Origin of the sequence: Labrys sp. LIt4, assembly GCF_017813775.1 — a bacterium.
GTDB lineage: Bacteria > Pseudomonadota > Alphaproteobacteria > Rhizobiales > Labraceae > Labrys > Labrys okinawensis_A.
On sequence record NZ_JAGIPY010000019.1, the window covers coordinates 1 to 19,141 of the forward strand.

The 19,141-nt window shown below is 65.3% G+C and carries 19 protein-coding genes; 11 read left to right on the forward strand and 8 right to left on the reverse strand.

Features of this window, described 5'->3' with window-relative positions:
* The first annotated feature begins 249 nt into the window (after positions 1 to 249).
* The gene (locus tag J8I29_RS25195) at positions 250 to 894 is read left to right on the forward strand and encodes a hypothetical protein (protein WP_209433761.1); all 645 of its coding nucleotides are present in this window, start codon (positions 250 to 252) and stop codon (positions 892 to 894) included.
* A 3-nt stretch (positions 895 to 897) separates the two neighbouring features.
* Here J8I29_RS25195 and J8I29_RS25200 read toward each other — a convergent pair whose 3' ends face one another.
* Positions 898 to 1,584 (reverse strand): TIGR00730 family Rossman fold protein, encoded by a 687-nt coding sequence (locus tag J8I29_RS25200; RefSeq protein WP_245197365.1) that lies wholly within the window; start codon positions 1,582 to 1,584, stop codon positions 898 to 900.
* A 367-nt stretch (positions 1,585 to 1,951) separates the two neighbouring features.
* Positions 1,952 to 2,293 (reverse strand): metalloregulator ArsR/SmtB family transcription factor, encoded by a 342-nt coding sequence (locus J8I29_RS25205; RefSeq protein WP_245197359.1) that lies wholly within the window; start codon positions 2,291 to 2,293, stop codon positions 1,952 to 1,954.
* A gap of 345 nt (positions 2,294 to 2,638) precedes the next feature.
* Between J8I29_RS25205 and pheS the strand changes: the two genes are divergently transcribed.
* Positions 2,639 to 3,721, forward strand: a complete 1,083-nt coding sequence (gene pheS, locus J8I29_RS25210; RefSeq protein WP_105865546.1) for a phenylalanine--tRNA ligase subunit alpha — start codon at positions 2,639 to 2,641, stop codon at positions 3,719 to 3,721.
* Between the two features lie 181 nt (positions 3,722 to 3,902).
* Here pheS and J8I29_RS25215 read toward each other — a convergent pair whose 3' ends face one another.
* Together J8I29_RS25215 and J8I29_RS25220 are read right to left on the reverse strand one after the other, a co-directional pair.
* The gene (locus J8I29_RS25215; RefSeq protein WP_209433763.1) at positions 3,903 to 5,348 is read right to left on the reverse strand and encodes an amidase; all 1,446 of its coding nucleotides are present in this window, start codon (positions 5,346 to 5,348) and stop codon (positions 3,903 to 3,905) included.
* Positions 5,349 to 5,623: 275 nt separating this feature from the next.
* Positions 5,624 to 7,099 carry an MFS transporter gene (locus J8I29_RS25220; RefSeq protein WP_209433764.1) on the reverse strand — a complete coding sequence of 492 codons (1,476 nt, stop codon included), beginning with the start codon at positions 7,097 to 7,099 and terminating at the stop codon, positions 5,624 to 5,626.
* Positions 7,100 to 7,596: 497 nt separating this feature from the next.
* On the opposite strand from J8I29_RS25220, the gene J8I29_RS25225 reads away from it, so the two are divergent.
* From J8I29_RS25225 to J8I29_RS25245, 5 genes are all read left to right on the forward strand, one after another.
* Positions 7,597 to 8,289, forward strand: coding sequence for a glutathione S-transferase family protein (locus J8I29_RS25225; RefSeq protein WP_068297410.1), 693 nt, complete (start codon positions 7,597 to 7,599; stop codon positions 8,287 to 8,289).
* A 141-nt stretch (positions 8,290 to 8,430) separates the two neighbouring features.
* On the forward strand, positions 8,431 to 9,576 hold the full coding sequence (gene queG / locus J8I29_RS25230) for a tRNA epoxyqueuosine(34) reductase QueG (RefSeq protein ID WP_348536162.1): 1,146 nt from the start codon (positions 8,431 to 8,433) through the stop codon (positions 9,574 to 9,576).
* 75 nt (positions 9,577 to 9,651) lie between these two features.
* A complete protein-coding gene (locus tag J8I29_RS25235) occupies positions 9,652 to 10,269 on the forward strand; it encodes a methyltransferase domain-containing protein (protein ID WP_105865542.1) in 618 nt (205 codons plus the stop codon).
* Position 10,270: 1 nt separating this feature from the next.
* Positions 10,271 to 10,978 (forward strand): orotidine-5'-phosphate decarboxylase, encoded by a 708-nt coding sequence (gene pyrF, locus J8I29_RS25240; protein WP_245197360.1) that lies wholly within the window; start codon positions 10,271 to 10,273, stop codon positions 10,976 to 10,978.
* An 8-nt stretch (positions 10,979 to 10,986) separates the two neighbouring features.
* Positions 10,987 to 11,451, forward strand: coding sequence for a DUF805 domain-containing protein (locus J8I29_RS25245; protein WP_209433766.1), 465 nt, complete (start codon positions 10,987 to 10,989; stop codon positions 11,449 to 11,451).
* Positions 11,452 to 11,490: 39 nt separating this feature from the next.
* Here the strand turns inward: J8I29_RS25245 and efp are convergent, their stop codons facing one another.
* Positions 11,491 to 12,057, reverse strand: coding sequence for an elongation factor P (efp, locus tag J8I29_RS25250; RefSeq protein ID WP_105865540.1), 567 nt, complete (start codon positions 12,055 to 12,057; stop codon positions 11,491 to 11,493).
* A gap of 362 nt (positions 12,058 to 12,419) precedes the next feature.
* On the opposite strand from efp, the gene J8I29_RS25255 reads away from it, so the two are divergent.
* Positions 12,420 to 13,145: a DUF1223 domain-containing protein gene (locus tag J8I29_RS25255; RefSeq protein ID WP_209433767.1), complete on the forward strand. Its 726-nt coding sequence runs from the start codon at positions 12,420 to 12,422 to the stop codon at positions 13,143 to 13,145.
* An 89-nt stretch (positions 13,146 to 13,234) separates the two neighbouring features.
* Positions 13,235 to 13,492 carry a pentapeptide MXKDX repeat protein gene (locus tag J8I29_RS25260; RefSeq protein ID WP_209433768.1) on the forward strand — a complete coding sequence of 86 codons (258 nt, stop codon included), beginning with the start codon at positions 13,235 to 13,237 and terminating at the stop codon, positions 13,490 to 13,492.
* A 155-nt stretch (positions 13,493 to 13,647) separates the two neighbouring features.
* Here the strand turns inward: J8I29_RS25260 and J8I29_RS25265 are convergent, their stop codons facing one another.
* Positions 13,648 to 15,348, reverse strand: coding sequence for a DUF4166 domain-containing protein (locus tag J8I29_RS25265; protein ID WP_348536164.1), 1,701 nt, complete (start codon positions 15,346 to 15,348; stop codon positions 13,648 to 13,650).
* 428 nt (positions 15,349 to 15,776) lie between these two features.
* On the opposite strand from J8I29_RS25265, the gene trpS reads away from it, so the two are divergent.
* Positions 15,777 to 16,817: a tryptophan--tRNA ligase gene (gene trpS, locus J8I29_RS25270; protein ID WP_209433770.1), complete on the forward strand. Its 1,041-nt coding sequence runs from the start codon at positions 15,777 to 15,779 to the stop codon at positions 16,815 to 16,817.
* 191 nt (positions 16,818 to 17,008) lie between these two features.
* Complete coding sequence (locus J8I29_RS25275) at positions 17,009 to 17,629, forward strand: glutathione S-transferase (RefSeq protein ID WP_209433771.1); 621 nt, start codon at positions 17,009 to 17,011, stop codon at positions 17,627 to 17,629.
* Positions 17,630 to 17,650: 21 nt separating this feature from the next.
* Here the strand turns inward: J8I29_RS25275 and J8I29_RS25280 are convergent, their stop codons facing one another.
* Both J8I29_RS25280 and J8I29_RS25285 read right to left on the reverse strand, forming a co-directional pair.
* Positions 17,651 to 18,487: a DMT family transporter gene (locus J8I29_RS25280; RefSeq protein ID WP_209433772.1), complete on the reverse strand. Its 837-nt coding sequence runs from the start codon at positions 18,485 to 18,487 to the stop codon at positions 17,651 to 17,653.
* The gene (locus J8I29_RS25285; RefSeq protein ID WP_209433773.1) at positions 18,484 to 19,068 is read right to left on the reverse strand and encodes a TetR/AcrR family transcriptional regulator; all 585 of its coding nucleotides are present in this window, start codon (positions 19,066 to 19,068) and stop codon (positions 18,484 to 18,486) included. Before J8I29_RS25285 ends, J8I29_RS25280 begins: the two co-directional genes overlap by 4 nt.
* Between the last annotated feature and the right edge of the window lie 73 nt (positions 19,069 to 19,141).

Sequence of the window (19,141 nt, forward strand, 5' to 3'; positions counted from 1 at the left end):
TTAACGGGCCGGGGTGCACACGGTCTCTCGCCCGCACCCATCCTGACACATTCCAACTACACAGGGTGCACGGGCATTTTGCCCGTTCTTCTCATTCCGCAAGCGCTGCGTTTCCAGGAACGGGCAAGATGCCCGTGCACCCGGAATTCTCGCTCGATCGTGGTTGTGCCGGTTGTTCCCATGGATATCGCGAGGCGACCCGGCCCGGCCTAGCATCGCAAGGCTCTATACGTCGCTCAGGGGTTACGCATGTGGGTATTGATGTCTCTGGCCGTGATCGCCGTTCTGGCGGCAGCGGCCCCGGTTCGCGCCGCCGGGCAACCCGATGCCAAGGCTCTGGCCGAGATCGGCGCCGATTGGGCGGCGTGCCAGGCGGTGATGAAGGACAATCCGCAGGCATGGCTCGGCTGGCGCCGCAGCTTCTTCAACGGCTATGGCGACGATTTTTCCTTCTGGGACAATCGCGCCAGCGCGACCGGGAGCCGTTCGGTGCTGTCCATTGCCGCCTATTTCGATGGTATCGGGCGTTTTGCGACCTATTGTTACCGCCAGGACGGCAGCCTTGCTTATATCGTCACGGCGATGCTGTCTCCCAACATCGTTGACGGGCCCAATCGCGACGCGGCCGTAAGCCGGGAGGGCAAGGTCCATGTGGCGCCGGATGGCTCGGTGCTGAAGATTTCAGGCGCCCTTCTCGCCAAGGGCGAGCGTCACCCCCTCGACAGCAAGGAGTGGCAGTTGGCCCGCCCCTGCGAGCCACTGCCCCTCTACAGGAATCTTGTGGAGGTCGAGAAAGCCTATGTCGCCGAGATGGGCGACATCTACGGCAAAAAGCCTGCCTTCAAGCCCGAGCAACTCGATTGGTGCGCCAAGGCCGTATTCGACCCGTCCTGAAGCCTATTCGCTCGGGGCGGTCAAACCCTTGCGCTCCAGGATCGACCAGCATTCCTCGGCCGTCTCGGCAAAGTCGAACAGGGTCAGGTCCTCGGCCTTGATGAAGCCTTCCTCGACCAGGGCGTCGAAATTGATGATCCGGGTCCAATAGGCCTTGTCCATCAGCACGATCGGGCAGAAGGACATCTTGCCCGTCTGGCGCAGGGTGATGATCTCGAACAATTCATCGAGCGTGCCGAAGCCGCCCGGAAACACCACCAGCGCCGCCGAATGCATGGCCAGATGCATCTTGCGCATGGCGAAATAGTGGAAGCGGAAGGAGAGGGAAGGGGTGGTGTAGGGGTTGGGATATTGCTCGTGCGGCAGGGTGATGTTGAAGCCGATGGTGGGAGCGCCGGCCTCGGCGGCGCCGCGATTGGCGGCCTCCATGATGCCCGGGCCGCCGCCTGTGGCGATCACGTTGAAGCGCCCGCCGCCATCCTCGTTGAGGGCGCCGCCGCGGCGCGAAGCGATGTAGCCGAAGGTGCGCGCCTCCTTGTACCAGCGGCCGTGATTGCCGGGCGCGTTCTCCCTGACGCGGGCCGAACCGAACACCACGATGGTGGAGCGGATATGGGCCGCCTTCATCCCCTCCTGCGCCTTGGCGTATTCGAGCTGGAAGCGCACGCCTCGGGTGGAATCGCCCAGCATGAAGTCGGGGTCGAGCGCGGCCAGCCGGTAGGCCGGCGCTTCGGTTCGCTGCAATTCGTCGACCTTCGCGCGCGTCTCGGGGGTAAGAGCCTCGACGGTGGACAGCATGTTGGTGGGCGCGGAATTGTCGGGAGACGGCATGGAGACCTTGCATCAAACGATAGGACGGTCCGACTCTATTGAGCCGTTGCGCCCGGCACTGCAAGAGCCCAGCGGTTGCAGGCAAAGAAGAACGGGCGAGATGCCCGCGCACCCGGCGACATGCCCTATAGCGTTTTGCGATTAGACGGAGTCACCAAGAATCGCAAAGACGCGTCAGAACAATGAGCTAGAGCAAATAAGCGTTCACGCTTGAACGCGCTTTGCTCTAGAGCCCGCGCCCCGACAGCATGTTGCGGCGGATGCGCTCCAGCGCCGAGTCGGCGCCATCGGGCCTGGCCGCCGGCTCGAAGGCGGACAGGAATTCCAGCAGCGTGTTGGCGAGCGTCTCGCGCCTGAGGCCGTAATGCACGTTCTGGCCCCGCCGCTCGCGCCGGACCAGGCCGGCATTCTCCAGAATGGAAAGATGCTTGGAAACCGCCGGCGCCGACATCGCATCGGCGAGCTTTTCGACCACCTGCCCAGCCGTCATGTCCGCCCGCGACAGATCGGCCAGAATCCGCCGTCGCGGCGGTGAGGAAAGCGCTTCGAAGACCTTGTCGACCGTCATCATCCCTTCGCCATTTTCGCCGGGCTGCTCACAAGCCCTTGATAACACGGGTTTTTAAATATTTTCAAGATTAATTAATTAGATAATTAGCGAATATGTGAATCATTCAGATGATCGAAAAGCGGGGTTCGAAATGCCGCCGGGAAGGGCATCGCAGCCATTCATCGGGCGCTTAAGCGCCATTTTGCTGGGGGGTATCCGGGGGGCGCAATTCCCGCTTTTTTCGTCGGTTCGGGTGCAAAACCGTTATTCGATGGCGCAAATCTGCAGTGCCTGATCTGTCGAATGCGGTTCCCTTTTCCGCCTGAAATAGGCTAGAAGGCACCTCGATTTGAGGAAGTGACGATGAACGACCTGACCAGCCTGGAAACGACCCTGTTGTCCGAGATCGCCGCCGCCGGCGACGAGGCGGCCCTGGAAGCGGTGCGCGTCTCGGCGCTCGGCAAGAAGGGCTCGATCTCCGAGCGCCTGGCCACCCTCGGCAAGATGGCGCCGGAAGAGCGCAGGCAGGCGGGCGCCGCCATCAATGTCGTCAAGGACCGCGTCACCGCGGCGCTGGCCGAGCGCAGGACCGTGCTGAAGGCCGCCGCGCTGGAAGCGCGCCTGGTGGCGGAAGCCGTCGACGTGACGCTGCCGGTGCGCGAGAGCGGCACCGAGCTCGGCCGCATTCACCCGATCAGCCAGGTCATCGACGAGATTACCGCCATCTTCGCCGATATGGGCTTCGCCATCGCCGAAGGCCCCGATATCGAGACGGACGAATACAACTTCACCCTGCTCAACTTCCCGCCCGGCCATCCGGCCCGCGAGATGCACGACACCTTCTTCCTGGCGCCCGACGAGAAGGGCGAGCGCAAGGTGCTGCGCACCCATACCAGTCCGGTGCAGATCCGCACCATGCTGAGCCAGAAGCCGCCGATCCGCATCGTCGTGCCCGGGCGCACCTATCGCCATGACAGCGACCAGACCCACACGCCGATGTTCCATCAGGTCGAGGGGCTGGTCATCGACAAGGTGAGCCATGTCGGCCACATGAAGTGGGTGCTGGAAGAGTTCTGCCGCGCCTTCTTCGAAGTGCCTTCGGTGAAGATGCGCTTCCGTCCCTCCTTCTTCCCCTTCACCGAGCCGTCGATGGAAGTCGACATCCAGTGCTCGCGCAAGGGTGGCGAGATCCGCTTCGGCGAGGGCGAGGATTGGCTGGAAATCCTGGGCTGCGGCATGGTGCATCCCAATGTGCTCCGCAATTGCGGCCTGGATCCCGACGAATATCAGGGCTTTGCCTGGGGCATGGGCATCGACCGCATCGCCATGCTGAAATATGGCATGCCGGACCTGCGCCCGTTCTTCGACGCCGATGTGCGATGGCTGTCGCATTTCGGCTTCCGCCCCTTCGACCTGCCGAGCCTGGCGGGCGGCCTGACGGCCTGAGGCCGCCGCGGCATCGAAGCAGATCTGAAAAGCCCTCCCGGTCGTGCCGGGGAGGGCTTCTTCATGATGTGGCCAGCCATAGTGCTGCCCCTCGCCCGTACCCTCGCCCCGTTCTTACGGGAAGAGGGTACGGGTGAGGGGCAGCGCGACGCTTCAGATCACGATTGTCAGACCGCGATTGTCAGATCGCGCACACCTGCGGCTTGCGCCCGATCCAGGGCGCGGCTTCCTCCGCCTGCGCGGCGAGCTGCAGGATCGTCGCCTCGTCGCCGTGGCGGCCGATGAACTGGATGCCCACGGGCTTGTTGCCGTCGGCCATGCCGAGCGGCACCGACATCGCCGGGAGGCCTGAGATGTTGAAGGCGAACATGAAGGCGGCGTCCGACCAGCGCGCCAGATAGCGCTCGCGATTGCCGTCCTCCATCGACCAGTAGCCGACCGGGCGCGGCGGCTGCGTCAAGGTGGGCGTGACGAAGGCGTCGAAGGGCGCAAGCTCCATGGCAATGCGCTGGGCTGCCTTGCGCACGGCACCGATGCTGGCCGAATACTGCGTCGCCGACAGCGTCCTGGCATATTCCAGCATCGACCAGTTGAAGGGCTGGAGATCGGCCTCTTCGGGCGGGCGCCCCGCGAATTTGGCGTGCTGGGTGAATTCGGTCGAGGTCTCCACCGCGATGATGTCGTTGTAGCGCCACCAGGCTTCCTCGAGATCGACCTCGAAGCGATATTCCTCCGCCGTGTGGCCGAGGCTCTCCAGCAGCCGGACGGCGTCCTCGACCGCCGCCTTCACCTCGGGCGCATAGGGATCGCCGAAGGGGGCGGTGAGGGTGTAGCCGATCTTCAGGCCCTTGGGGCGCCTGGCGAGCAGGGACAGCCAGCTCTCCTCGGGGCGCGGCGCCGTATAAGGATCGCCCGGCAGATTGCCGGCGACGACGTCGAGAAAGGCGGCGGTATCGCGCACGCTGCGGCTGTTGCACAGGAAATAGATGCAGCCGAACCACAGATCCGCGTCGAAGGGCCCGTAGCTGACGCGCCCGCGCGAGGGTTTGAGACCGACCACGCCGCAGCAGGAGGCCGGCACGCGTATCGAGCCGCCGCCATCGGAGGCATCGGCGATCGGAACGATGCGCGCCGCGACGGCCGCCGCCGAGCCGCCGCTCGAGCCGCCGGCGGTAACAGCCGGATTCCAGGGATTGACGGTGGGTCCGTAGAGGCGCGGCTCGGTGGAAATGCACCAGCCATATTCCGGCGTGTTGCTGCGCCCGATCGGAGCGAGGCCGGAGGCGCGCATGCGGCGGCCGATTTCGGAATCGGCGGGGCAGACATAGTTCTGGAGATAGGCGAGCCCCGAGGTCAGGGGCGTGCCCTTCCATTGCGTGCCGAGATTCTTGAGCAGGAACGGTACGCCCGCGAACGGGCCCGTGCCCGGCGCCTCCGCGATCTGCCGCGCGACATCGAAGGTCGGAATGACGACGCTGTTCAGCTTGGGATCGAGGCGGGCGACGAGTTCGATCGCCGTCTCGACCAGTTCCGAAGCCTTGACCTGCCTGGTCCGCACCAGCTCTCCGAGCGCCAGGGCATCGGACTGAGCATAGAGCTTGACGAGATCCTCCGTGACGGCAGCCATTTCCTCACCCATTTCTTCGATCGGCCTGTGATGGCCGCCAGTCTGGAAGGAAATGTGGCGGAATTGGATGCCTGTTCTTCCACTATCTCTTGCCTTGTCCGGCGCGCCGCGGTGGCTGTCACGGGGCTAGACCTATCGGCAGGGTTGAGGTTTTCCATTGATGTCGCCGCAATACCCGCCCTGTCACTGCTTCGCTTCGCTCGCGATGACGGGCTTCGATGAACCGTCCTCGACCGCTGGGCGCGCCCATGGTTGAACGCGCCCCGTGCGCCGCCCTAGCGCAGCGCCTGCGGCCCGAGCACCCCCTCCACGGTGACGCTGACCTTGGTGAGGGGATCGGCGATATCCTCCAGCCCCTTGCCTTCGGCATCGACGCCGAAGATCAGCGCGACCACGCCGCCGAAGATCATCACCACCGAACCGACGACATAGCCCCAGAACAGCGGATCGCGCTGCGTGCCGTCACCGACCAGATAGCCGAAGATCAGCGGGCCCATCGAGCCGACGATCTGGGCGACGGCGAAGAAATAGGAAATCGCCTGGCCGCGGACTTCCAGCGGGAAGATCTCGCTGACGGTGAGATAGGCCGAGGACGCACCGGCCGAGGCGAAGAAGAAGGAGACGCACCAGAACAGCGTGTGGGTGTTGGCGCTCAGGCTGCCCTGCTTGAACAGATAGGCCGAGACGAGCAGGACCAGCCCTGCCAGCACATAGGTGCTGAAGATCATCTTGCGCCGCCCGATCGTGTCGAACAGCGGTCCCAGCAGCAACGGGCCGATCAGATTGCCGATGGCGAAGGGGAAGAAATACAGCGCCGTCTGCGACTCGTTGAGGTGGTAGAAGTTCTGCAGCACCAGGGCGTAGGTGAAGAAGATCGCGTTGTAGAGGAAGGACTGGGTCACCATCATGGTGATGCCGAGGAAGGTACGTGAGGGGTATTCGCGGAAGAAGACGTCCACCAGCTTGGAGAAGGGGACCGATTCCTCCGGCTTGACATACATCGCCTTGCTGTCGTCGACCGGGGCCAGGGTGACGCCCTGTGCGCGCACGCCGGCCTCGATGCCGTCGACGATGGTCTCCGCTTCCCTGGCCTGGCCGTGGGTGACCATCCAGCGCGGGCTTTCGGGGATGTGCCGGCGCAGGAAGATGATGATCAGGCCGAGCACCGGGCCGATGAAGAAGGCGATACGCCAGCCGACATTCTCGGCAAACAGGCTGTGGTCGAGCAGATAGAAGCTGCCGATGGCGCCCAGCATGGCGCCGGCCCAATAGGTGCCGTTGACGGCAATGTCGACCCGGCCGCGATATTTGGCCGGAATGAGTTCGTCGATGGCCGAATTGATCGCGGTATATTCCCCGCCGATGCCGAGGCCCGCAACGAAACGCCAGAGATAGAGGAACCAGGGTGTCCAGGCGAAACCCGCCACGCCGGAGCCGACGAGATAGATCGCCAGCGTGATGATGAACAGTTTCTTGCGGCCCCAGCGGTCGGTCAATCGGCCGAAGAAGAGGGCGCCGACCACCTGGCCGATCAGATAGATCGTGCCCGCGAAGCCGACCTCCGCGCTCGACATGCCCAGGCTCTGCTTGAAGCCGGAGGCCGAAACGAGCTGGATCTCGATGCCGTCGAGAATCCAGCTGATCCCCAGGCCCACCACGACCATCCAATGGAAGCGGGCCCAGGGCAGGCGGTCCATGCGCGCCGGAATGAGGCTGCGAATGGCTTTGCTGTCGGTCAGGTCTACCGGCATGATCACGCTCCTTGCAGTGCTATTTCTTCCCACACTATTGTTTGTTAACGTTTTGTAACAATTTGGCGCTGAATCGCTTCATGTCAATGCTTCCGATATTACCTCTTGGGAAAGGGGCAGCAGACGAACAGGTTGCGGGCTGCGCGCGGGACCACCTGTGATTGCGACATCTGTCGATCCCTATCGCCGACGTATAGGAGATCTGTAAGTTACTTTTCCACATGGCATAATGACCGCGCTGGCAACGGAGAGACCTGGAAAGGCGGCCAGGCGCCGCATGGCGTTTCAGGCGGCCTGCCGGGCTGTGCGGTGCGAAGTGCCGGGCCCGGGGGCGTCAATGTCTCGTTAACCCCTGCCGCCCATTTTCCGCCGCCGACCGCAGAGCCTGTGTTCTATTCGCGCAAGGCGGTTGCCGGGCGGTTGCACGGGGGGGTATACCGGTTATCCGCTTCGCCCTGCTTCGGGCCCTCATCCGCGGTTTCCAGATTCACGGTTCAATGGCCAAGCTTTTTCATCATCCTGTCGACCCGCAATCGCGCTTCATCCGCCTCGTGCTCAGCGAAATGGACGTGGCGACCGATCTGGTCGAGGAAAAGCCGTGGGAGCGGCGCGAAGCCTTCCTGCACATGAACCCGGCCGGCGTGCTGCCCGTGATGATCGACGCCACCGGCCTGATCGTGCCCGGCGCCTCGCCGATCTGCGAATATCTCGACGAAGCCTATGGCGATGCCCTGGGCGAGCAGCGTCTGCTGCCCCGCGACGCCAGGGCGCGCGTGGAGACCCGCCGCCTGATCGAGTGGTTCAGCATCAAATTCTATGCCGAAGTCAGCGAATATCTGATCACCGAGAAGATCCTGAAGCGCTTCCTGCCGATCGGCGAGGGCGGTTCCTCCCCGGATACGGCGGCGATCCGTGCGGCCAAATCGAATGTGCGCTATCATCTGCGCTATGTCGGATATCTGGTGCGGCGGCGGAACTGGCTGGCGGGAGACAGGCTGTCCTACGCCGATTTCGTGGCTGCGGCGCATCTGTCGATCGTCGACTATCTCGGCGACGTGCCCTGGGACGAAGACCAGGCTGCCAAGGAATGGTATGCCCGCCTCAAGTCGCGTCCGTCCTTCCGCCCCCTCCTGGCCGAGACGCTGCGGGGCACGCCGCCTTCGGCCACCTATGCGGATCTCGATTTCTAGCTTGGTATTTTCCGGCTTGAGGCTGCCTGCGTTCCGTTGCCCACTGCCTGCGGCCGTGCCGGGGATGACGGTGCAAGTGCTTTTGAACTTTGCGGAGGGGCAGTTCCCCGGACGCCGGTGGCCTCGCGCAAGGAGGTCGCCGTGAGCGCCCTCAAGACAGAGCTCCTCCAGCGCGCCGAAGCGGAAGGCTTCGATGTCGTCCGCGTCACTACGCCCGAGGCCATCCCCGAGGCGCCGGCACGGCTGCGCCGCTTTCTCGAGGAAGGGTTCCATGGCGAGATGGGCTGGATGCAGGAGCGCGCCGAGCAGCGCGGCGCCCCCGCCACGCTCTGGCCGGAGGTGCGCAGCATCATCATGCTGGGCGTCAACTACGGCCCCGACGGGGATCCGATGGCCGGGCTTTCCGATCGCTCCGGCGGGCTGATCTCGGTCTATGCCCAGGGCGACGACTATCACGACGTCATCAAGAAACGGCTGAAAAGCCTTGGGCGCTGGTGGGGCGAGGTGACAGGGGCACCGCTCAAGGTGTTCGTCGATACCGCGCCGGTGATGGAAAAGCCCCTGGCCGCCGCGGCGGGCCTGGGCTGGCAGGGCAAGCACACCAATCTGGTCAGCCGGGACTTCGGCTCCTGGCTCTTTCTGGGCTCGATCTTCAGCGCCGCCGAAATCGAGGCCGATGCGCCGGAACGGGACCGGTGTGGCTCCTGCCGGGCCTGCCTCGATGCCTGCCCGACCGCCGCCTTTCCCGCGCCCTACCGGCTCGATGCCCGGCGCTGCATCTCCTATCTCACCATCGAGAACAAGGGACCCATCCCCGCCGAGTTTCGCGAGGCGATCGGCAACCGCATCTATGGCTGCGACGATTGCCTGGCGGCCTGCCCCTGGAACAAATTCGCGGTGGCGGCACGCGAACATAAACTCAAGGCGCGGGAGGCACTGCAGGCCCCGCGGCTGGCGGAACTGGCGCGGCTGGACGATCCGACCTTTCGGGCGCTGTTTGCCAAGAACCCGGTGAAGCGCATCGGGCGCGACCGTTTCATCCGCAATGTACTGATCGCCATCGGCAATTCCGGCGATCCGGGGCTTGTCGAGGAGGCCGAACGGCTTCTCGACGACGGATCGGCGCTGGTACGCGCCATGGCGGTCTGGGCGCTGGCCCGCCTCGCTCCCAGCCGCCTGGCAGCCCAGTCCTGGCGGCGGCAACACGAGACCGACCCGGACGTGCGGGCGGAATGGCGGGCTGCGGGTCATGCGGCACCGGCGCCTCAGGAGGCCTTATACCGATGATCGGACGCAGGGACCGCTTGACGGCGGCGGCGTTCGCCAATAGCGATGCGAACGGGGCAAGCAAGGAGCAGGCCGATGGTCCACAAGGGCGGCGCGCGACGTGACAATTGCAAGCCATCCAGGCGTTTCGGCGAGGCCGCCCAGTTCTTCCGCAGCTGGACCGAAAAGCCCCTGCAGATGGGATCGATCACGCCGTCCAGCCCTTTCCTGTCCAAGGCAATGGCCAATTGCGTCGATCCGGCCTCCGAAGGGCCGGTGGTGGAGATCGGGCCCGGCACCGGGCCGATCACCCAGGCGCTGGTCGAGCGAGGCGTCGCCGAGGATCGCCTGGTCCTGGTCGAATACAGCCCGCAATTCTGCGATCTCCTCTCCCGGCGCTTTCCCAGGGCGACGGTGGTGCAGGGCGATGCCTATGCCCTCGCCAGGACGCTGGACGGCCGGCTTCCCGGCAAGGCTGCCGCCGTGGTCTGCGGCCTGCCGCTGCTGACCAAGCCGGAACGGCAGCGCCTCGACCTCTTGTCGCAGGCCTTCACCCTGATGCAGCCCGACGCGGCCTTCATCCAGTTCACCTATTCGCTGACCTCGCCGATTCCCACCAAGAACGCCTTCTTCACCTGGCAGGCGTCGCCGCGTATCTGGCGCAACGTACCGCCCGCCCGCGTCTGGACCTATCGCCAACTGCTGAGGAACTGATTTGAATACGAAAGACTGCCTGATCTGTGGCCTGGATGTCGACAGCGTCGCCAAGGCCGAAGCCCTGGTAACCCGGCTCGGCGACAGCGTGACCTCCTACAAGATCGGCTATCAGCTCGTCTTCAATGGCGGCCTGCCCTTTGCCCAGGACCTGGCGCGTTCGGGCAAGAAGATCTTCCTCGACATGAAGCTGCACGACATCGGCAACACCGTGACCAAGGCGGTCGAGGCCATTGCCGGCATGGGCATGACCTTCCTCACCGTGCATGCCTTCCCCCAGACGATGCGGGCCGCGGTCGAAGGCGCCCGCGGCTCGGACCTGAAGATCCTCGCCGTCACCGTGATGACGTCCTATGACGATGCCGACCTCGCCGAGGCGGGCTATCGCCAGAGCGTCAGCGAACTGGTGGCCCAGCGTGTGGCCCAGGCGATGTCGATCGGCGTGCCCGGCCTGATCCTATCGCCGGAAGAGGCGGTATCCACCCGCAACAAGGTGGGCGACAGCATGCTGCTGGTGACCCCGGGCGTGCGCCCGGCCGGCAGCGACAGCGGCGACCAGAAGCGCGTGATGACGCCCGGCGATGCCATCCGCGCCGGGGCCGACCATCTCGTGGTGGCCCGCCCCATCGTGGCGGCTCCCGATCCCAAGGCTGCGGCCGAGGCGATCCAGGCGGAGATCGCGGCGGCGGCAGAGTCGGTACCGGTCTGAGCGCCATCATGCCGCAGGTCCTGGTCCAGCTCTTTCGTGACAGAGGCCGCCTGCGCCGTCTGCCTTATTGGCTGGGCCTCGTCCTGGTGGCGGGCTGTTTCGCGCTGGGTATTCGTGTCTTCGAAACCTTGCAGTTGGGAGCGGGGTTGCGGCGCTCCGGCCTCTTGGCGTGTTTCGCCATCCTGCTGGCCTGGCTGGCCGGCCGACGCCTCTCCGACATCGGTGCCTCGCCATGGATTGCCAGGGTGGTGATTTTCGCCTCGGGGGCGGCGCCTTCCGTTCTGTATTATCTGGCCATGAACGACCGGGTGCCACTCGGCATCGCCATCACCTTGACAAGCGCGGCGATGATGTTCGCCTCCGCCTGCCTTCTCGTCCTCGGTCTCATCCCAGGCGGGCGGGGAGCCAATCGCTATGGGCCGACGCCGGAAGAAAGAAAAGCCCTGGCGAATGCGGCCAGGGCTTTCGAATAGCAAGCCCGTGAACGGGCCGTAATGGGCTGATGGATTGGCTCAGTCCTTGGCGCGTTCGACGTAGGAGCCGTCTTCCGTCATGATCACCACGCGGGTGCCGGCGGTGATGTGCGGCGGCACCGTGGTGCGCACGCCGTTGGAGAGGGTGGCGGGCTTGTAGGAGGAGGAAGCCGTCTGGCCCTTGGTCACCGGCTCGGTTTCCGTCACTTCCAGGACCACGCGGGCCGGCAGTTCGATCGCCACGGGCACGCCGTTATAGAGGCTGATCTGGCATTCCATGTTCTCGGCCAGATAGACCGACTGGTCGCCGATCACGTCGGCCGGCACCGCGACCTGCTCGTAGCTGTCCATGTTCATGAAGGCGTAGCCATGCGCGTCTTCATAGAGATAGGTGTGCGACTTGGTCTCGATGAAGGCGCGCTCCACCTGCTCGGTGGTGCGGTAGCGCTGGACGGTCTTCACGCCGTCCGACAGGCGACGCATGTCGATCTGGGTGGTGGGCGTGCCCTTGCCCGGGAAGAAACTCTCGGCCTTGAGCACGACGTAGAGCTGATTGTCGATCTCGACGACGTTGCCCTTGCGGATCTGACTGGCGATGACCTTCACGATGATGTCCTGAAACGTTTCGAATGAGCTAAAGCGTCTTGCGGTCTGGTGGAATCATCCCAGACCGCAAAGACGCGTCGAACCAAGGCGCTGGAGTAAAGACGCGTTTTCACCAAAACGCGCTCTGCTCCAGGAACGATTGTGGGCGCCTCTTACACCGCCCCGCCGCCGAACGAAAGCGCGAAGCGCCGGGAATCGGTGAAACAGCAGCGAATTCACGCCTCCTTACGTGTTTTCCGGCGGTATTCGCGATGCCAACGCCACATCATCACGAGGCCGTGAGCCTGTAACGAGCCTCGATCCGTCGACGAATAAACCTGGGAAGCGGCCCTTGTCGGGGTCGAAGACTGACGAGGCCGTGGATGAGGCGATCGACGAAGAGGCCATGTTTTGGCGCTTTGCGGCTGGCTTTGCCGGCATTGGGCCTGATCGTGCCCTTGCTCGGTGGCGCGACGCCGGTCGAGGCGAGGCCGCTCACCGTGGTGGAGCTCTTCACCAGCCAGGGCTGTTCGTCCTGCCCGCCCGCCAATGCCAATCTGGCTGCGATCAGCCGGCGGCCCGGCGTGTTGGCCCTGAGCTTCAGCGTCACCTATTGGGACCGGCTGGGCTGGAAGGACGTCTTCGTGCGCCCTGACTACACGCAGCGCCAGGTGACCTATGAAAGGCCTCTCGGGCAGAGCGGTCCGTTCACGCCGCAAATGGTGGTGAACGGCCGGGCCTCGCTGGTCGGCAACGACCTTGCCGAGGTCGATGCGGCGATCGCCGGGGCAGGCGTGCCGGATGCCGCGCCGAGCCTGACCGTCTCACCCGGCCATGTCGCCATCGGTCGCCAGGCCTCGCCCCGGAGCGGGTTCGACATCTGGCTGGTGCGCTATGACCCGAGGCAGGTCGAGGTGCCGGTGCGCGCCGGCGAGAATGCCGGCCGCACCCTGCCGCACAAGAATGTCGTGCACGATCTGGTCCGGCTCGGCCGTTGGAAGGGCGAAGCTCTCGATCTGCCGATCGCGCCGGCGCCGGCCGGCCTGCGCACCGCCATCCTGCTGCAGGCGCCGGATGGCGGGCCCATCCAGGCAGCCGCCACCGATTGAGGTGGCATCCAAACCCTCGCCTCTCCACCCGCCGGGCGGCTCGTCCGGCTCTCCCTGCGCCCCGGCGCAATCACAGAAAGGAACGGATCATGGATCATCTTGCCAAACTCGCCTCTGCGGGCCTGTTGGGCCTGGGGCTGGCTTTCGCCACGGCCTCTCTGGCGCAAGCCCAGGACGCGATGCCTCAGACGAACACGATGCAGTCGCAAACGATGAAACCGACGGCGATGCAGGGTGAGGCCATGAAGGGCGATGCGATGAAGGGCGACACCATGAAGAAGCCGATGAAGAAGATGGCCAAGAAGAAGATGATGAAGAAGCATCACAAGGCCATGAAGGCGATGTGAGCGACGGCGCTTCGAGACCAGCTCGCCAGATGACGGACGCCTTTAGCGATGCGCTCCGTCATCCCGGGAAAAGCTCCGAATTGTCATAGCCGGGCCTGACCCGGCTATTTGGAAGCCATCCACGACCTGAACTGTATTGCCGTTGGAGACCGCGCTCAGTTCCGAGGTTCGGAGACCAGCCAGCCCTTGTAGCGCACGATCAGGCCGAGCAGGGGATGGGCGATCTCGACATGAAAGTTGAAGCGCCCATCCTCGGCGCTCTCGAAACTGTCGCCAGAGGGAGCCAGGAACCGGGGCAGCCTCAGGCCGAGGAAGCGCCAGTTGCGCACGACGAGCTTCAGCCTGCCGTCCTCGACCAGGAGGGCCAGCGCGAAGCTCAGCGGGCCGAAACGCTCGTCGACCAGATAGGCGTTGCGGCCGCGCCCGGCGGTCTGGACCGAGCGGAAGCGGCGCCCGGCAAATTCCCGGGTCCAGACCTCCCGTCCGTCCTCGATCTCGAACGTTACGCGCACCGGAACATCCGTGCCGGCCTCGGGGAAGCCGACGAGGGTGCCGACCAGCCGCGACAACAACCCCTTGCCGCGCTCCACGCTGGCGCGGCCGCTGACGACGTGGCCCGCTTCATGCCGGTGCAGGGCCTGGATGGCCGGCGGCAGGTCCTGGTAGGCCGAGCCCAGGATGCGCGGGTAGAGCGGCAGGCTCGCCTCGGCGGTGAGGTCGCGCGTGCCATGGGCGAAGGGACGGCCGGCAAAGACGCGATCATAGTCGGCCAGGGTGAGGGCGCCCGCCGCCGAGCGGGCGCCTGGCTCCGGCCTGGTGCCATCGAGGCGCTGGCGGATCAGGGCCTCGATCGCCATGGCCGGAATATAGGGGCCGTCGTCGCCCTCGACCGTGAGATGCCAGCCGCGGACCAGCTTCTCGCCGCGATGCCCGGCGCCCTCGACCTGGACGACCATGCCGCCGCGATGAGAGCCCCAGCGCAGGATGCGGCCTGCCCGGAGGAACAGGCCGGCGAGCGGCGCGAGGGAGGGCAGGATTTTCCAGCGCACCAGCAGGCTCAGCCCGATCAGGCAGCGGTGCAGGATCTCCGGACGCGGGCCGGCGCCGACCCAGACCGAGCGCAGGCCCGGCCACAGATCGGCGAGCAGCAGGAGATCGGGCACCTCCACCAGGGAGAACAGCGTGTTGGGCAGCGGCAGCTTTCCCGGCGGGGCGATAGTGAAGCGGCAGGTTTCGGTGAGCGGATGCACGAGCAGGGTCTGCCCGCGCCGCCGGGCCGGCACGGCCTGGCCGGCATATCCGGCGATCGCCCTGAGCACGTTCTCGCCGACGATCGCATGTGGCGAGGGAGCGATGCCGGCGCGGATGGCATCAATGCGCGAGAAGGCGCCGGCAAGGTGCCTGACGGCGGCGGCGGTAAGCACGGGAAAACTGCTGACGCCGGACAGGATGGCGACGCCGCGCTGCCGGGCCGCCGCGTCGAGGCCGGTAACGCCGCGCACGAAGGCCGCCCCATCCGAGAAGTCGAAATAATCGGCGCCATGGGCGATCGCGGCCTCGATCAGGCGATAGGGCTGCTTGCCATAGTCCTGGAAGGGGCCGCTGGCATCGACGATGACGTCCGGCTTCAGGGCGCGCAATTGCGGCTCCAGGGGCTGGTCGCGGTCGAACTCGGCCGGGAACAGGCGGGCCCGCACGGGACGGCTGGCGCAGAAGAATTCGGCCTTGGCCAGCGAGCGTCCGGCGATGATGAGGGTGAGGCGGGGCTCGTCCGCCAGCAATTCCGCCAGCCGTCCGCCGAAAATGCCGTAGCCGCCGACGATCAGCACGCGCAGGGAGGGGGAAGATGCAGTCACGGCGAGGCTCCAGCTCCGCATGCGTACAGGGCCTGGACGGAGCCGGCAAGTTGGAGCCTTGCACCAGTGCCGGGGCGGGCTGTGCCATCGGGTGAAAGGAAAATGTCATCCCGTGCACGCTGCGCCGCGAAGTGGCGCGGCCCTTTTCTGCCTGCGGACCCGCCTCTGCGGCGCAGCATTACAGGCCGCACCGCGTCCGGGATGACCGGAACGCTTTCACCCGATCGCCCAGCCGTTCCTGCCGCCCGCACTTGCGTCTTGCGCCAGCGCCCGCCATAAGCGCTAGCCGAGGCACGATTTTCCGGTGAGGCCCGCAGCGGGCTTCGCCGGAAAATCGTGCACGTTTTCGATATCTTGCAGCTTGTTCTTGATCGCGCCGGTGGCTCGATCGAGAACAAGCTGCCTGGACAATATGGAATCCTCCAGCCATGACGAAGTTCGTGGAACGCGTCTTTTCGGGCGTTCAGCCGACCGGCAACCTGCATCTGGGCAATTATCTCGGCGCGATCCAGCGTTTCGTCGAGATGCAGAAGAGCCATCAATGCATCTATTGCGTGGTGGATCAGCACGCCATCACGCTCTGGCAGGATCCCAAGAGCCTGGCGAGCGCCATTCGCGAGGTCACCGCCGCCTTCCTGGCCGCCGGCATCGACCCGAAGGCCCATATCGTCTTCAACCAGAGCCAGGTGGCCGAGCATGCCGAGCTGGCCTGGGTGTTCAACTGCGTGGCGCGCATGGGCTGGCTCAACCGCATGACCCAGTTCAAGGAGAAGGCCGGCAAGGACAAGGAGGCGGCCTCGGTGGGCCTGTTCGCCTATCCCACCCTGATGGCCGCCGACATCCTGGTCTACCGCGCCACCCACGTGCCCGTCGGCGAGGATCAGAAGCAGCATCTGGAGCTTGCCCGCGACATCGCGGCGAAATTCAACAATGATTTCGGCGATTCCATCGCGGCCAACGGCTTCAATGGCGGCTTCTTCCCGCTGCCCGAACCTCTGATCCAGGGGGCGGCGACCCGCGTGATGAGCCTGCGCGACGGGTCCAAGAAGATGTCGAAATCCGACCCTTCCGACCTCTCGCGCATCAACATGACCGACGATGCCGACACCATCGCCGCCAAGATCCGCAAGGCGCGCACCGATCCCGAGCCGCTGCCGAGCGAAGAAGAAGGGCTGAAGGGCCGCCCCGAGGCCGACAATTTGGTCTCGATCTTCGCGGCCCTGGCGGGGCGTACGGTGGCTGAGGTTCTCGCCGAGTTCGGCGGCGGCCAGTTCTCCACCTTCAAGACGGCGCTCGCCGATCTCACCGTCGCGAAGATCTCGCCGATCACCACCGAGATGAAGCGCCTGATGGCCGATCCCGGCCATATCGATGCCGTGCTGGCCGAGGGCTCGGACCGGGCGCGGGCGATCGCCGCCCCGATCATGGCCTCGGTGAAGGACATCGTGGGCTTCATCCGGGCGAAGTGAGGCGGCGTCAGGGAAGGACCGAACCTCGTTCGGAAATAACTCAAGCGCTTGCTTTGTCATGCCCGGGCTTGACCCGGGCATCCAGGGGGCCCGTCTTTGATGTATGGCGGGAAGAGCTGGATTGCCGGGTCAAGCCCGGCAATGACAAAGGTCGGGCGGGTGAACCTCAACGCTCTGTGGAAGGAACCGACATGCTGAAGATCTGGGGCCGAACCAATTCCTCCAATGTGAAGAAGGTGCTCTGGTGCGCCGAGGAACTCGGGCTCGACTATGAGCGCATCGATGCAGGCGGCGCTTTCGGCGTGGTCAACGATCCCGCTTATCGCGCGCTCAACCCCAACGGGCTGGTGCCCTGCATCGAGGATGACGGCTTCGTGCTGTGGGAATCCAATGCCGTCGTGCGTTATCTGGCCGAGGGCGACCCCGAGCGCCGGCTGGTGCCGTCCTCGCGCCAGGACAAGGCGTCGGCCGAGCGCTGGATGGACTGGACGACCTCGACCATCGCCGGTCCCTTCCGCGACGTGTTCTGGAACGTCGTGCGCCGGACCGCCCAGGACCGGGTCGAGACCGAGCTCTCCCGCGGGCTCGACAGCTGCGGCCGCCTGCTGGCGATCGCCGACAAGGCGCTGGCCGGCCAGGCCTATCTGTCGGGCGAAAAATTCGGCATCGGCGACATTCCGCTCGGCTGCCTCGCCTATGGCTGGTTCAACATGCCGATCGAGCGGCCGGACCTGCCCAATCTCGCAGCCTGGTACGAACGCCTGACCGAGCGCCCGGCCTATCGCCGGGCTGTGATGATCCCTCTGACCTGAGGCCCCGGGCGGCGGCGCCTCTCACGGCTGAAAGCCGATGCAGATGGCGCCGCAAGCCACCACGAGGCAGGCGATGATGCTCCGTATCGTCAGGGGTTCGCCGAGAAACAGCCAGCCTATGAGGGTGGCGAAGATCACATTGGTCTCGCGCAGGGCCGTGATCGGCCCGGCCGGGCCGAGTCTATAGGCCGCCACCACGATGCCATAGGCGAGCAGGACGACAACGCCTCCGGCGAGCGCCTGCCGGGTCTCCGCGGAGCGAAGGTCGACGGACAGCCTGCCGCGGGAGAGGACGAAGGCCGCCGGCAGCAGGGCGCCATAGGCGAGCAGCACCCATGCCGTGTAGGCCCCGGCGTCGCCTGCCAACCGAACTCCGATTGCATCCACCGTCGCATAGCTGGCGATGATGGCGCCCGTCGCGAGGGCATAGAGGATGGATGAGGCCGTGGCGCGGTTCCTGCCCAGCGCCAGGCTCATGATGCCGGCGGCGATCAAGCCGACACCCAGCAATTGGAGGAGGCCGAGGCGTTCGCCCGCGAAAGCCAGCCCGCCGAACGTCACCAGCAGCGGCACGGTCCCGCGGACGATGGGATAGATCTGCCCCAGTTGGCCATGCCGGTAGGCTGCGACCAGGAAGATGCTATAGCCGACCTGAAGCAGGGCGGAGAGGCCGATGGAGGCCCAAGCCTGTTGCGGCGGCAGGGGTGAAAGCAGGGCGAGGGGGATGGCGGCAGTCGTGGTGGAAAAGCTCATCACCGTGACCGTCCACAGCCTGTCGCGGCCGTTCCGCAGGAAGGCGTTCCAGCTTGCATGCAGGACCGCTGCAAAAAGGGCCATGGCGATGACGGTTGCGCTCATTGCCCGGCAGCCGCGGCCCTGATCAGGCCGAGTCCGGCTTCGCGCGCCTCCCGGATGGCCTCGTCGCCCCGTCCCATCTGCGCCAGCAACGTGGCACCCTCGAGCAGCATGAGCAGGGCTGAAGCCAGATTCTCCGCTCGGTTGGCAGGCAGCCTATCCGCCAGGATCGCGCGCATGCGCTGCCGCAGCTTTTCCTTCTGTGCGGAGGCGGCCTTGAACACCGGATGGGCGCGATCGCCGAACTCGGCCACGGCATGCGCGAACAGGCAGCCGTGGAACCGCGGGCTCGCGAACCAGCGACCATACCAGTCGAAGATCGTCGCGATCTTGGCCTCCGCCGTGGCGGCCTGTTCCGCCAGGCGGTCGAGCTGGCTGTCGAAGCGCTGCGAACGATAGTCCAGCACCTCGACGATCAGGCCGTCCTTCGAGGGAAAATGGCGATACATCGTCATCTTCGCCACCTTCGCCTCGGCGATGATGCGATCGATTCCGGTGGCATGGAAGCCGAAGCGCTTGAACAGCTCATAGGCGGTTTCGACGATGTGATGGCGCTTTTCGAGATTGCCATAGCCCTCCGGCATCGTGCTTTCCCCAAGAGGTGAGACAGGTCTGTATCATTTCGATGTGCGGTAGTCCTTGTCAAGCGCTTCGTCG

Excerpts from the sequence above, each read along its gene's own strand:
- J8I29_RS25200 (WP_245197365.1), bottom strand. The coding sequence starts at position 1,584 with ATGCTGGGCGATTCCACCCGAGGCGTGCGCTTCCAGCTCGAATACGCC.
- J8I29_RS25205 (WP_245197359.1), bottom strand. The coding sequence starts at position 2,293 with ATGACGGTCGACAAGGTCTTCGAAGCGCTTTCCTCACCGCCGCGACGG.
- J8I29_RS25215 (WP_209433763.1), bottom strand. The coding sequence starts at position 5,348 with ATGGCTGCCGTCACGGAGGATCTCGTCAAGCTCTATGCTCAGTCCGAT.
- J8I29_RS25285 (WP_209433773.1), bottom strand. The coding sequence starts at position 19,068 with ATGCCGGAGGGCTATGGCAATCTCGAAAAGCGCCATCACATCGTCGAA.
- J8I29_RS25280 (WP_209433772.1), bottom strand. The coding sequence starts at position 18,487 with ATGAGCGCAACCGTCATCGCCATGGCCCTTTTTGCAGCGGTCCTGCAT.
- J8I29_RS25195 (WP_209433761.1), top strand. The coding sequence starts at position 250 with ATGTGGGTATTGATGTCTCTGGCCGTGATCGCCGTTCTGGCGGCAGCG.
- J8I29_RS25225 (WP_068297410.1), top strand. The coding sequence starts at position 7,597 with ATGGCCAAGCTTTTTCATCATCCTGTCGACCCGCAATCGCGCTTCATC.
- J8I29_RS25255 (WP_209433767.1), top strand. The coding sequence starts at position 12,420 with ATGAGGCGATCGACGAAGAGGCCATGTTTTGGCGCTTTGCGGCTGGCT.
- J8I29_RS25235 (WP_105865542.1), top strand. The coding sequence starts at position 9,652 with ATGGTCCACAAGGGCGGCGCGCGACGTGACAATTGCAAGCCATCCAGG.
- J8I29_RS25260 (WP_209433768.1), top strand. The coding sequence starts at position 13,235 with ATGGATCATCTTGCCAAACTCGCCTCTGCGGGCCTGTTGGGCCTGGGG.
- trpS (WP_209433770.1), top strand. The coding sequence starts at position 15,777 with ATGACGAAGTTCGTGGAACGCGTCTTTTCGGGCGTTCAGCCGACCGGC.
- J8I29_RS25220 (WP_209433764.1), bottom strand. The coding sequence starts at position 7,099 with ATGCCGGTAGACCTGACCGACAGCAAAGCCATTCGCAGCCTCATTCCG.
- pheS (WP_105865546.1), top strand. The coding sequence starts at position 2,639 with ATGAACGACCTGACCAGCCTGGAAACGACCCTGTTGTCCGAGATCGCC.
- J8I29_RS25245 (WP_209433766.1), top strand. The coding sequence starts at position 10,987 with ATGCCGCAGGTCCTGGTCCAGCTCTTTCGTGACAGAGGCCGCCTGCGC.
- J8I29_RS25275 (WP_209433771.1), top strand. The coding sequence starts at position 17,009 with ATGCTGAAGATCTGGGGCCGAACCAATTCCTCCAATGTGAAGAAGGTG.